12 protein-coding genes are annotated in these 12889 nt (G+C 28.5%); 3 read left to right on the forward strand and 9 right to left on the reverse strand.

Annotated features, from left to right (window positions below; all coding sequences use genetic code 11):
• Position 1 precedes the first annotated feature (1 nt).
• Positions 2-388, forward strand: a complete 387-nt coding sequence (locus tag ABYK18_RS04720) for a class II SORL domain-containing protein (protein WP_373035500.1) — start codon at positions 2-4, stop codon at positions 386-388.
• A gap of 20 nt (positions 389-408) precedes the next feature.
• Here ABYK18_RS04720 and ABYK18_RS04725 read toward each other — a convergent pair whose 3' ends face one another.
• The 8 genes from ABYK18_RS04725 to ABYK18_RS04760 form a co-directional block, all read right to left on the reverse strand.
• Positions 409-1974, reverse strand: coding sequence for an EAL domain-containing protein (locus ABYK18_RS04725; RefSeq protein ID WP_373035501.1), 1566 nt, complete (start codon positions 1972-1974; stop codon positions 409-411).
• A gap of 153 nt (positions 1975-2127) precedes the next feature.
• Positions 2128-3210, reverse strand: coding sequence for a tyrosine-type recombinase/integrase (locus ABYK18_RS04730; protein ID WP_373035502.1), 1083 nt, complete (start codon positions 3208-3210; stop codon positions 2128-2130).
• Positions 3207-3488 (reverse strand): helix-turn-helix domain-containing protein, encoded by a 282-nt coding sequence (locus tag ABYK18_RS04735; RefSeq protein ID WP_373035503.1) that lies wholly within the window; start codon positions 3486-3488, stop codon positions 3207-3209. Before ABYK18_RS04735 ends, ABYK18_RS04730 begins: the two co-directional genes overlap by 4 nt.
• Before the next feature lie 9 nt (positions 3489-3497).
• Positions 3498-4802, reverse strand: a complete 1305-nt coding sequence (locus tag ABYK18_RS04740) for a hypothetical protein (protein WP_373035504.1) — start codon at positions 4800-4802, stop codon at positions 3498-3500.
• 240 nt (positions 4803-5042) lie between these two features.
• Positions 5043-5303, reverse strand: a complete 261-nt coding sequence (locus ABYK18_RS04745) for a hypothetical protein (protein ID WP_373035505.1) — start codon at positions 5301-5303, stop codon at positions 5043-5045.
• Between the two features lie 87 nt (positions 5304-5390).
• Positions 5391-6437, reverse strand: a complete 1047-nt coding sequence (locus ABYK18_RS04750; RefSeq protein WP_373035506.1) for a hypothetical protein — start codon at positions 6435-6437, stop codon at positions 5391-5393.
• Positions 6438-6484: 47 nt separating this feature from the next.
• Entirely contained in the window at positions 6485-9610 is a 3126-nt protein-coding gene (locus ABYK18_RS04755) for a metallophosphoesterase (RefSeq protein ID WP_373035507.1), read from the reverse strand.
• A 336-nt stretch (positions 9611-9946) separates the two neighbouring features.
• Positions 9947-10186, reverse strand: coding sequence for an excalibur calcium-binding domain-containing protein (locus tag ABYK18_RS04760; protein WP_373035508.1), 240 nt, complete (start codon positions 10184-10186; stop codon positions 9947-9949).
• A 282-nt stretch (positions 10187-10468) separates the two neighbouring features.
• Here ABYK18_RS04760 and ABYK18_RS04765 point away from each other — a divergent pair, with 282 nt between their 5' ends.
• Entirely contained in the window at positions 10469-11125 is a 657-nt protein-coding gene (locus tag ABYK18_RS04765) for a uracil-DNA glycosylase (protein WP_373035509.1), read from the forward strand.
• Complete coding sequence (locus ABYK18_RS04770; RefSeq protein ID WP_373035510.1) at positions 11122-12393, forward strand: hypothetical protein; 1272 nt, start codon at positions 11122-11124, stop codon at positions 12391-12393. Before ABYK18_RS04765 ends, ABYK18_RS04770 begins: the two co-directional genes overlap by 4 nt.
• On the opposite strand, the gene ABYK18_RS04775 is transcribed toward ABYK18_RS04770, so the two are convergent.
• Complete coding sequence (locus tag ABYK18_RS04775; RefSeq protein ID WP_373035511.1) at positions 12376-12756, reverse strand: YbgC/FadM family acyl-CoA thioesterase; 381 nt, start codon at positions 12754-12756, stop codon at positions 12376-12378. The genes ABYK18_RS04770 and ABYK18_RS04775 overlap by 18 nt on opposite strands.
• Positions 12757-12889: the final 133 nt, after the last annotated feature.

Genomic DNA, 12889 nt, shown 5'->3' on the forward strand with positions numbered 1-12889 from the left:
TATGCCAAAGATTAACAAATATGTTGATATAGATACTGTAGAAAGAGAAGCAAAAAAAGACTTAATTGACCGTCATTCTCCGTTTATTCACTGCGCTGAAACAGCCAAAGCAGGAGAGCCGTTTGAAGTAACTGTAAAAATGGGTAGCGAGTATACTCATCCAGATGATTTTGATCACTATATCGAATCTGTAACTCTTTTCAACGGTGAGACTAAATTAGCGGGTGCTTCTTATGTCCCAGGAACTTTAGGAAATACTAAAGCTCACAACACTACAACTTTTACAATTATTCCGACTGGTAAAAAACTAAACCTTGTTGCCCACGGTTACTGTACTAAACACGGTATTTGGGAAGGTACTCCTGTTTCTGTAGAAGTAACAGAGTAAGACTAAAAATACTAATCTTTTTATTCTATACTAAGAGACGGCTTATCTATGTGATAACCTTGGGAATAATCTATTCCCATCTCTTTGACTTTATCCATGACCGTGCTTGAGTGGACAAACTCAGCAATTGTTTTAATCCCTAGTTTATTTGCAAAATCAACTATTGTCTCTACAACCAGATAGGAATTTTTATCTGTATCTATATCTTTTATAAGAGAGCCGTCTATCTTTAAAAAATCTACATTCATCTTTATTAGATAAGAAAAGTTTGAATACCCATCTCCAAAGTCATCAATTGCAATTTTCGCTCCATGTCTCTTTATCTCATTTATAAAACGTGCAATCTTTTCAAAATCTTTAATTGCCTCTGACTCTACTATTTCAAATATAACTCTATTCGAGGCGCTGCTTGATTTTAGTTTTTGTAAAATAAAGTTAAACATCTCACTGTTTATAATATCTTCCATTGAAAGATTTATGCAAAACTCATAATTATTGGTCTCAAAAATTTCAAATGATTTTTCTATAATAATTTTTGTAACAAAATCATAGACTTTAATACGTTTTGATATAGGAATAAATAGTGTTGGAGATATAACATTATCATTCTCATCCAAGAGTCTTGCCAAGCACTCGTATTTGTTGATTTTCAATGTTTTATTATCTATGATTGGTTGAAAGTATGGGATTATTTTAGATTTTTCTACAGCATGCCTGACTACATTTGAAATATTTAAGTTTTTTTCATACTCATTCTCAAATCCCATTCTATCTTCGTATATCCAAAAAGGCAATCTATGATCTTTTGCATATTTTAGTGCCATCGATACTTTGGAAAATAAATTTTCCTGATTGGAATTTACACACGATGCCAATGTCACACTAACACTTATCTCATTATCCTGATATAAAACAGTTACATTTTTCACTTTTTCATAAAGCTTTGTTAAATACTCTTTTAACTCATAAAAATCTAAATAATCTTCTAAATAAATTGTAAATTCAGTTCCTGAGACTCTATATATTTTCTCATCAAAATTTTCTATCAGATATTTGCCTACTTGCTCTATTATATAGTCACCGACCATGAAACCATAAAAGTTGTTGATAGTAACAAAATTATCTATTGCTATGGTGATTAAGCTAAAGTTTTCATTGTCAAGTAAATCTTTTCTGAGTTGATATAGATTTGGAAAACTTGTTAAATGATCGGTAAAGTACCTATTTAGGAGTTGTTTTTTACAATCTTTAAGGTCGTCTGTTTTAATTCTGTCTTTTAGTTGAGTCTCTCTTAAAATCTCATCACTTATATCTTTTTTATCTATTTTTCTATCTAAGTCATAAACTACAACTGAAGTGTGAGATTTATCATCATGTTTAAACATAACGATCTTAGCATCCGGAAGTTTTTTTTCAAGTTCAAGTTTCAAACTCTGAACAAGAACCGTATTGTGCATAAAAGAAGAAATATGTATTAAAATATTTTTATTGTGTATCTCTAAAATGTTTCTAACTATGCCTGTAACTTCCGTGGATGAAGTCAATGTAAAATTGTTAATATGTAATGAATCATTTTTTTTCAGCATGTAATAATCATCCTTTTTTGGTGGCACAATTCTACCATAAAAGTATTCTAAAGTAGATTTTAACCACACTTTAAATATACCATCGAAGTTCACGATGTTTGTGGGTTTTTTTGTACCGTTTTTGTACCGTTTTTTTGACTGATATTTTAAATATTAATGGTTATCGGTACCATTTTTATACCTCTTATCTAAAAAGTCTATAATCATCTTTTCTTTTTTTGGCATAAAGTGAGCATATACTTTAAGAGTGATATCTAGATTTTCATGTCCTAAAGTATTTGAAACCCACATTGGGTCAATTCCATTATTCAACATCATACTTGCAAATGTATGTCTAGTGTTATGTAGTGTTCTATGTTCAAGATTTAACTTAGTCAAAATACTTTTATAGTTTTTATACAGAGCTAAAGTACTTCCATAATAATTACCTTTTGTATTAAAAAAAAGATAACTATTTTTTATTCCTGTTTGAAGTTGTTGACTCTTAAAAAATCTTCTAGCACTTGGTAGCATTTCAATATCTCTGTAACTTGAATACGTCTTTGGAGTATTTATTGTTCCTTGTGCAATTGTTTTTGTGATTGATATAGTATCTGTCTCAAAATCAATATCATTCCACTCCAATGCTAAAACTTCTCCCGACCTCATTCCCGTAAAAAATGATATACCAAGAAAATTTTTCACTTGTTTATTAGGGCAATTATCTAGAATTAAATCTATCTCATCCAAGGTAAAAGGTTTTTGCTTTTTCTTTGTCCTTTTCATTCTTGGAAGTTGAACCATAATAACTGGATTAGTCTCCATATATTCACTCATGATTGCAAGATTAAATGCTTCTTTTAAAAGAACTCGGGCAGTTGATATTGACTGCCTCTTTAAACCTTTTGCTATAAGGACATCATGCCATTTTTTTATAGCTATTGGTTTAACACTACTTACTGGTGTATCTTCAAAATATGGCAAAATACTATGCTTCAAAGTAGCTTTGTAAGCAAGAAAAGTTTTATGTTTTATAAATGCTATCTTGCTCTGCATAACATCATCCAATAAATCACTTATCATAGGTATTCCTTCATTTATACCTATGCCTAACTCTTCATTTAGTTTGCCATCTCTGAACTTGCCAATAATGATATTTTTATTTACCCTTGTAAATTTGAGTTTAGATGATATTAATTTATCACCTATTCCAAAATATAAAATACCATTACGGTTTTTAAATCTTAACTTTTTCACCTTACTATTCCTTTGTCTCGCTTATCACGAAACTCTAAAATAGCGTCCTCTATAAACACTAATATTTTACCATTTTTTCTATAGAAGTGATAACCCTCTTTTAATAAACCTTGCTCTATGTAGTTATTAACAGTCCTCTCTGACTTATTTAAAAACCTTGCAACTTCTTTTTTACTAGTGATTGGTGGTGCTAATTTAGCCATCCTCTCAGCTACTAAACCTATTTTAGTTAAAAGCTCTGGTATCAACTCTAAATTTTCAAAAGCTTGAGTATTCATCTTTAACTCCTAAAACGGAAACTCAACAAGCCCACGTTCTACAAGCTCATCATGCACTTCATTGTAAGTTCGTAGCAGTTCATCATACTGCTTATCTTCAATATCTATGCCCATTATCTCTTTAGAGAGTTTCTTTTCAAAGTTCTGTAATCCTTCATTTGAATATGATTTTAAATCATCTTTGAATGTTGGTTTTTCTTCTTTATAAACTTGTTTTATATTTTCTCTTAGTTCATAATCTTCTTTAGCGTTTTGAAGTAGCTCATAGAAGTAAAAGAGCGTTGGAGCATTACCATGAAGTAGTAATCTTGTTATTTGTCTCTTAATGGGTTTTCTGGCGTCTTCTAGTGAGTATCTATAAGAGATTCTCTCTATCTTCTCCATAGGAGTAGTTATCTGCATAAACTCTTTATTATCATAGTGAGTTGATATATATTGCCATACTGGTAATATATCTGCACGTTTTCGATTAGATGAGTTTATCTGTGTTTCTGTTAAAGATGATATATCAAGTAGTTTTACTAAATCACATCCTAGTTCAAATAAACTTTGAGAACGCTCTAGTGCGTCTTCTATAGTATCTATGTTGTACTGTTTCAAAAACTCTCTATGATACTCAAACTCTACGTTAAAGATAGGTTTTCTAGTATCCAATCCATTTATTAAAAAGTAGTTGTGCATTAACTCTTTTTTAATTTCAGAACCATTCTCCAACTCATTTAACTTATTATAGATTCTAAGTAAAAACGGTTTCTTACCTACATAATAAGTTTCTAGTTCATAACCAGTTGAACGCTCGCCAATATTAGCACTATGAGTTTTCTTTTTAGAGAGTATCATCTCTTTACGAAGATAGTTAAAGTTATGTTGTACGAACATATTCACATCTATTCTAGTTACTGGAAAGTAGTTTGTACTTAGTAGTGAACCTTTTAGTAGTTGTGTGTTGATATACTCTACTAAAGATTTTATACCCAGTGTATATATTCCAATAGCATTTAGTTGAACTCTGATATTATGAATGTTCTGAGACTTCTCAGAATCTTTAAATCCAACTCTAAAGAACTCATGGTTAAACCATAAAAAGCCGTCTCTACCCATACCGCTATATTTCACATCTATATCGTTTAGAGTTATGATAATGTCATTATCTGCATAAGCATAATCAAGAGCTGTGAACTCTGCTTTTTTATCTTCTATCTGGTCTATGATATTCATATAGTAGTTATCGTAGTTGCCACCACTTTGAGCGAAGTAATACAGTGCGTCTATACCTGATACATGAGGTATTAGTTTTACTCTCATATCTTTCATATTTAGTTTTCCTTTATGACTTACGTCAGGGGGTGTTACTAGAACCCCCTTATCGATATTTAATTGATAAATCTTAGAGATATTCTCCATATAAACATGGAGCCTCTTATCTCTAAGCTATATCAACGGGACTATTTATTATTCTTGATTGTTTATGTGATTGGTAACGGCTTTCATTTCTGTCTCTAGTGGCTTAGGCGCCTCTATCCGACAGATATTCAAGCTCGTTACAGTTCAGTACTAGATACCGAAGAAGGTTATATTTTGACCGAAGTATCCAACATCTATTTCAATAGTTTTTCCTATTGAATCTTTGTATTTGTTATATACTTCATCTTTCACGGTTAGGTCATGTAGTTCTTGCTTCATAGTTCCATTTCTCATTGGCTTTTTTATTAGCATTTGAAAACGATTCTTAGAAGGTGTAGTTGTTCCACTATCTTTATTAATGTACTCATCTGATTTATATGTGTTTAACAACACTGCACTTAGTTTTAACATAGGTTAATCCTTTGATTTGATTAACCAATCGATTGGTTGTTTTTGTTTATTTGTTAATTAACTGAGGAAATTATAGGAGGTTTGTTTTTAGATGTCATCCGATTTTAGAGGAATTTTTTTCTTAAAATATTCTGTTAGTTCATCGAAGTACTCTTTATTATATTCTGTATCTTCAAACATCGGATGTATCTTATCATTAGAGGCATTTTTAAACTCATATATATGTGTTAGGTCATAGTCTGTTCTTACTTGAATAGATTGAGAAATATTGTCTTTCTTTAATTTGTTTTTTGTTTTAAAAACATTTTCCATTAAGACTTCATTGATTTCTATAAGTATATTATTTGAAATCATATTTTTAGGTTTTAGTTCTTTAATCCACATGCTGTCTTTTCTAAAAAGTATTACTATTAATAAATTTGCACTTTTGTATATCTCTTTTTTTTCAAATGGAAAGGCACTATTAAGAACTTTTACAGCATTTAAAATATATTCATTTTCTTCTTGTGATAATGATTTAATACCGCCTAACAATTTGACCACATGTAATGATTTACTTGCAGAGTGAGGATTTCTTAGGTACTCTGTATATACTTTATTTCTAAATTTTAGTTCTTCATTATTTGGCATTGATTTTAATGCCGTTTTTATAGCATTATGTTCTTTTGAAATTATTGCTTTTGCTGTAGTACTGCTTGATAAAGCAACTCCAGATATATCAGTGTCATTTTGTTTTTTTAAACTATCAAATTCTTCTAGAGCACTAAAGTGTAAGAGGTAATTAGTAAGTAACATATCTATTAAGTAAAAGTATTCAATATTATCACGTTCAATTACTTTGTCATATAGAGATAACTTTAATAAATGATTTTTAACTATAGTATAGTTTTCCTCAGTTTTATCAAAATACTTATGGATTGTATTGTTTAAAATATTTTCTATATTATCATTTTCTTTTAGTTCTCGAGTGGAATGAACTTCTATAAGTGGATTTAAAATAGCATTAATATTTTCTTCTGCTATGTCTTCTTTTGTATATTCTGAAAAAGTTTTACTTATTAGTGGAATAAGTTCTTTATCTGTGTAACCAGACTTCTTTAGTTTAAGGAGGTATTCAATTAATTGTTGTGTCATTTATATATGCAAAAATACTTACTTAATAAGTCATAACAGTTTTTTTATTAAGCTAATAATTGCATGATTTTAATTCTATGCTCAACACTTTCTTGTAACTTACGCATATTTTTACCTTTTTTATCTAGTGTTACATTATGTATTGTGCTTTGCAATTTAATCAAAAGTTTTTTTATCGATTTTTTCATTTCACTATCATTTATTTTATGAACATAACTATGTAAAAGTTTATTAAACATTAGTTTAAACAATGTTTTATTTTTATTAATTCTAATAAAGTGTTCAAAATTTTCTATAATATATTCTTCGCCCACTTCAAAGTTCAACATCATATTAAAGAAATAACTATATACATCTCTTTGACTTCTAATTCCTTCAACATATAAATTTGTCATTTTTGGAGTAGCTAAGCTCATCTCTACAATTTGAGCTATCGTTGCCAAAACTCTATTTAGCATATGTGTTTTCAAAGTTTCTAGTTCATCATCGTCAATACTGATAGTATCATCTTTTAATGTAATATTTAAAAATTTTTTTATTACTTCTTTGTCTGATAATGTTTTTTCCCAATATCTAAAAATATTCACATAGTTATCTATAACATATAATAAATAATCTTGTTTTTCCTCAATTTTTACAACACTTAAATTCTTGACAAATTCTGCTAAAACTAAGTTAAGAGCAAAAAATTCTTCCCTATAATTTCTATCTATACATGTTATTAATATTTTATTTTTATTATAATCTTCAGATTTTCTTTCCTGAATTTCTGTTTTTATGTTGTCCATTCTATCTGTGATTTTTTTATCATGACTTGATGTAACAGAATTTTCATCTTCATCTTCATCTTCATCATGGGTAATATTTATATTATCTATTTTGCTTGGGTGACTTTTTTCTTTAGTTAAGAGTTCTAAAGCAGGTAATGAAATTATTTTATTTAAAAATTTTGCATCACCTAAATAACTAATAATTGTATCCAGTATTTTTTTATCATTTTTATTTAGTGCAGCATAATATCTTAGTTCGTTAATCATGTTTATAATATATTTTTTATCTGATGTCACTGTTTCATAAAATATTTCATTTTGTTTCATATATAAAGCAATAAAGTAATAATAAAAAACCCTATATGAAAATTGTACTAACCCATTATTCTTTGTAATAATTTTTCTTTCATAAAAGTAATTTAAAATATCTGTAGCATCAATATTAAATGCATAATACTTTGAAGAATAGGAAATAATTGATTCCATGATTTTATCTTCTTTAATAGCTAGACTTTCTTCAGTAAAAAATTTATAGGCTATAAAAGATAATAAATTTTTCTTATCATCAAAATCAAATTTACCTTCAAACCTTTTTGATAAATCTGATTTTTCTAAAAGATAATCTAGAAAGACATCTATTATTTGAGGTTCATTTTCCCGTATTTCAATTTTTTCCATATACATCCACGCTAATAATGTAGTAATAAATGGATTTGAAGGTAAGCTTAACTTAGATATAGTTTTAGTAACTCTTGTTGCTATACTACTTGATTTATCATCCATGACAATATTTTCTGTTAGTCTTTTACTTTCTTTAGCTCGTAAAGGTTTTATTTTAAGTCTATTGAATACATTGTATAAGTTGCTTTCTTTGCTAAAATTCAATATATTATCTTCAAAATTATCATATTCTTTAGTAGTAAACGTAGCAAATATAATATTATCGAGTGCTATTATCTTGCTAACTAATTCATCTGATAATTTGTCTATGTCATCTATTAAAAAAACAAATCTTTTCTGATTAATCATGTCTTCTAGTCTAAGTTTAGTATCCCCGTAAAAATTACCTAAATAATCGCTTATCTTAGCTTTAAACAGTGCAATACTATTTTCATTATTTAATTCATTACCAGAAATATAAATTGGTATATGTCCAGTATGACTTTTAAGGTGCATTAGATTTAGCATGTTTAAAATAGTAGTTTTCCCACTTTCTCCTTTTCCCAAGAAGAGGGTGTTTTCCTCAGATTTAATAACATCTTCTAATAAAACTTGTGTTTCTTCCTTTTCTTCTTGCTTCCCTTCGTTTTCCACATCTTCAATCTCAACTATAATAGGATGCACAAAAATATCTTCAAGGCATTTTTTATTATTTTCAGAAGTAAGATTTATAGATAAATATTGGTTCACATGATTTTGTAAAACTGGATAAATTACTGCACATATATGTTGATTTCTAACTGTATTTGGTGCCTTTTTCATTAAGTCTATATTATTGATTATATTTTCTTGGAATTCTTCAAATATAATTTGTTTTTTATTAAATTCATTTTTTTTGATTATCAATTCACTATTATCACTATCGTATAAATAACAACAATAACCATCTCTCTCATTTTTTTCATGAAAAAGTGATGATGCATGTAAACTCAAAATATCTCTATTATGTATATCCATTATATGCTTACCATCATGTTCATGTTCATGTCCATAAAATACTATGTTAAATCTGTCTAACATAATTTTTTCTATTTCATTGTGATTTTTAAACCATCTTAATGAATGGTGTATATTTAATGTCTTAATATCGCAATCTCTTATTTCTTTTGCTAAACCATCAAGCATATCAGGTATCAACCATAAGTTTGTAAAATCATGTTTACTACCTTCCATAAATATACTTGAATTTAATGAAATACATCCAAAAGTAATTCCATGGACTGTTTTTTTATATATGGTGTATAAAGTATGATTTTTTATCACTGTATCTTGTTTTAGTGAATCTATGAATTCCTTATAATCAACAAATTCTTTTAACTCTCTTTCTTCATTTTGTAGTGCTGCAATAGTTTTTTTATCATTCTTATCTATTACATAATCTCTTAATCCAGAAAAAGTTATATCATCTCTTTTATCCAAAAATACTTCATGATTACCTATGGTGAAAAAACATTCATTAACCGTAAGATTTAATGATAGGAGCAAAGGTTCAATAAATTCTGTATATGCATTATTCAACTCATCTACAGATGGTTTTTGTACTAAATCTCCAGAAAATACAACAAGGTCAACAGGGTCACTTTTTTGTAAACTATCAATCATCTTAGTTTTTAAAGTTTCCATTTTAGTCTTATTCTTGCTATCATAATGTAAATCTGAAAAATGTAATATATTTATCTTCATCTAACACACCTTGTTTAAATTTTGGATATTATAAATTAATTAACTAGCAGTTTAGCTTTTTTTTTATCAGTATAAGATTAATTGTTAATAATTGATATAAAATAATATGTAGCAGCTGAAAAAAAGTGATTATATATTACTTAATAAAATAATTGTATGTTTGTGTTTTGTGTGCCCAAACTGTGCCCAAAAATGAATAATAATGAAGAAGTTGAAAGGTTTTGATAGAGCTACAAAGTCCTTGTTTATAGTCTTTTGTAGTTTTTATTATGTTAATTTAGAATTTCCAGTATTTAAAGCCATCTCTTTAAAAAAAATAAATAAGTAAATTTAGCATTAATCAGTCTTCTTTTTATGTTCTTTATTACAGTGTTGTCTCTCACAAGGGACACCATCATGATTTCCATCCATCTTAGGATTAGGGCAGTTTTCCAAAAAGAACTTAGCTTCTTCGCAAGAGGTCATTTGAGAACAGTATTGTCTGCCGTCACACTTAAACTCTTTTTCTGACGCATTTAAATTTATGCTAAAAGTCAATATAACAAATATGTTAAATATAATTGTAGCTGTATTCATGTTTTCTCCAATGATAATTAACAATATTATACTGTAATAAATTTTATTTAGGATTCTTTTGAAAGATGATAGATATAGATAAATTATTTTATAAAATTTGTTGCACTTTTTTTTGTACCGTTTTTGTACCACTTTTTAGCAATTAAACTGCAAAATGATTAAGAAAATAGGTTTATAGAGGTGCTATTTTCCTTGATTTGTTGCAAATAACTTGCAAAACTTTAAGCCCAAATCAACCACACTTTAACTATACTCACAAAAACATAAGTCATAGGTGCTCAAGTGAAGTCTTTTCAGAATCTAGTTCTTCTTCAAAATCTTTACCGCTTAAAGTCCATTGGTTTTGATTATATTGACCCTTTTTATGTAAATGAAAAAAACACTCATGAAGCACCCAAAACATTAAATGAGCTTGCTCAAAATATTTCAACTTGCCATCTCTGCGATCTTAGTAAATCAAGGCAACAAAGCATGAGCGGCTATGGAAATACAAATGCACAACTTATGATTGTCGACTTTAGTGTTTCAATGAATGAAGACAGCAGCAATTCGTATTATGTAGGCAGAAGCGGTGAAAGTTTAACAAACATGATTGAAAAAGTCATCGGACTAAAAACTGAAGATGTATACTTTACACATGCCGTAAAATGCAAACCATTAAATTCAAACATACCTTCTGCCTCTGAATGGGACTCCTGTAAATCTTATCTTTTTTCTCAAATTGAATTTGTAAAACCAAAAGTTATTGTCACACTGGGTGAAGAAGCATACTTTAAATTGACAAATGAAGATAGAGATTTCCAAAGTGTAAGAGGACATGTGATAGACTTCAAAAAGTACAAACTTATTCCTATTTATCACCCTCAGTTTTTACTGAGAAACCCTGAATTAAAAAAAATCGCTTTAAATGATTTAAAAACTATAAAGAGTTGCTTATGAAAAAATTATATCTACTAACTTTTATTTTCCCTGTTATGGTGTTTGCACAGAGTTATCTTATATCAAATATACCTCTTCCAAAAACATATATACAAAATTTAGATCCCTACCCATGTAACGAAAGTTGTATGCAAGAATATCTTGACAATGATATGATCTTTTCTTTTTTAGCTCATGCAGATTCAAAACTGGATAACAAAGAGCAAGATGAAGTAAGAATGATGAGTATATCAATCTTAAACCTCGGTTCATCGATACTGACTAAAAAACTTCGTATTGCTCTTCTTCTTCCCTATAAGGTAATAGGCAGATATGCTTCATCTACGACAAATGCTTCATTTGCATATTTAATAGCTAAAAATCATTCTTTTGAATTAAAGAGTTATAAAATAGAAAGTGAAAGTATTGAAGATATTCAAAAAACCCTAAATAAAATATCTCAAGACGGCTTTAATTATATAATAGCTCCTCTGACACAAAAAGGTGCAAATGCTATTGGGGAAATAAATCCAGATATGAACATTTTTTTTCCTACAATAAACAAAAGAGATATAACTTCTACTTCATCTTATCTGATATATGGCGGCATTGATTACCAAGCACAAAGTGATTTACTTTTAAAAGAGGCAGTTTCTCCTCTTGTAATATTCTATGATCAATCAACTATAGGTAAAAAACTAAGTCTATACGAAGAAGAAAAGTTTATTTATGAAGGAATAGACCAAAATCTAAGCAAAGAAGAGATTGACGCTAAAATCCTGGATGCGAACAAGAGTGTAGTAAAATTTTCAATCCCAAAAAGAACTACAAACTTGGAAACTCAACTAAAAGAGAATGAAAACATTATAAAAGGTTCTTTCTTTGTAAATACGCCCATTGTCAAAACAGGTATGATTATGTCTCAACTTACACTTTATGATACGAATGCGACAAATATTTTATCTACACAAATAAACTACGACCCTCTGATCCTGTCAATGACGCAGTACGAAGATAGAAAAAACATGATAATTGCAAACTCTATAACTCAAAACAACAATATTCTAATAGAGACAAACTCTCTTTTGGGTAATGATATAGTTTATGATTGGATTAACTATACCACTACTGTTGGAATAGACTATTTTTTTAATCTTGCAACAAGAGAAGATAGAGAATATAAAATAAAAGTAGAAGACAACCAGATGATTTACCCTATAGAACTTTTAAATCCTTCCATGTACAGGTTTATAAAACATTCTTCTATAGTATCAAACATCGAAGAGTGACAGAATAAGATCATTCGTATCTACATCTATTTTTTGGGGTTTCCCTTCAAAAGTAATGTAAGCCAAGGTAATAGACAAGCTGAATATTTTTTTATTATCTCTATATATCGTTTGACAAAGTATAAACGATGCAGCCTTCATTTGAGTAAGTTCAGTTGTAATATCTAGTATATCTCCAAGTTTAGCACTCGTAACATAATCAGCTTCTAATTTTCTGGCAACAAAATGTCCGTTTTGCAAAACTGGTGTCATATCTTTTTTAAAAAAAGCATCGCTTCTGGCTCTTTCACAAAAATTTAAATAGTTTGAGTGGTAAACAACTCCACCTGTATCGGTATCTTCATAATAAACTCTGATTTTCATACTTTTAACTCTTTAATTATATATACGACATAATACTATATCTATCTAGTAAAAAAGATTTAATATCTAAAAGTCTTCATTTTATTTAAGATAGCCAATATAGTGTGTGTTTTTATTTAAAAAGTATAATTTT

The organism is Sulfurimonas sp. (assembly GCF_041563495.1).
Taxonomy (GTDB): Bacteria; Campylobacterota; Campylobacteria; order Campylobacterales; family Sulfurimonadaceae; genus Sulfurimonas.

Excerpts from the sequence above, each read along its gene's own strand:
- ABYK18_RS04720 (WP_373035500.1), top strand. The coding sequence starts at position 2 with ATGCCAAAGATTAACAAATATGTTGATATAGATACTGTAGAAAGAGAA.
- ABYK18_RS04725 (WP_373035501.1), bottom strand. The coding sequence starts at position 1,974 with ATGCTGAAAAAAAATGATTCATTACATATTAACAATTTTACATTGACT.
- ABYK18_RS04735 (WP_373035503.1), bottom strand. The coding sequence starts at position 3,488 with ATGAATACTCAAGCTTTTGAAAATTTAGAGTTGATACCAGAGCTTTTA.
- ABYK18_RS04740 (WP_373035504.1), bottom strand. The coding sequence starts at position 4,802 with ATGAAAGATATGAGAGTAAAACTAATACCTCATGTATCAGGTATAGAC.
- ABYK18_RS04745 (WP_373035505.1), bottom strand. The coding sequence starts at position 5,303 with ATGTTAAAACTAAGTGCAGTGTTGTTAAACACATATAAATCAGATGAG.
- ABYK18_RS04750 (WP_373035506.1), bottom strand. The coding sequence starts at position 6,437 with ATGACACAACAATTAATTGAATACCTCCTTAAACTAAAGAAGTCTGGT.
- ABYK18_RS04755 (WP_373035507.1), bottom strand. The coding sequence starts at position 9,610 with ATGAAGATAAATATATTACATTTTTCAGATTTACATTATGATAGCAAG.
- ABYK18_RS04760 (WP_373035508.1), bottom strand. The coding sequence starts at position 10,186 with ATGAATACAGCTACAATTATATTTAACATATTTGTTATATTGACTTTT.
- ABYK18_RS04770 (WP_373035510.1), top strand. The coding sequence starts at position 11,122 with ATGAAAAAATTATATCTACTAACTTTTATTTTCCCTGTTATGGTGTTT.
- ABYK18_RS04775 (WP_373035511.1), bottom strand. The coding sequence starts at position 12,756 with ATGAAAATCAGAGTTTATTATGAAGATACCGATACAGGTGGAGTTGTT.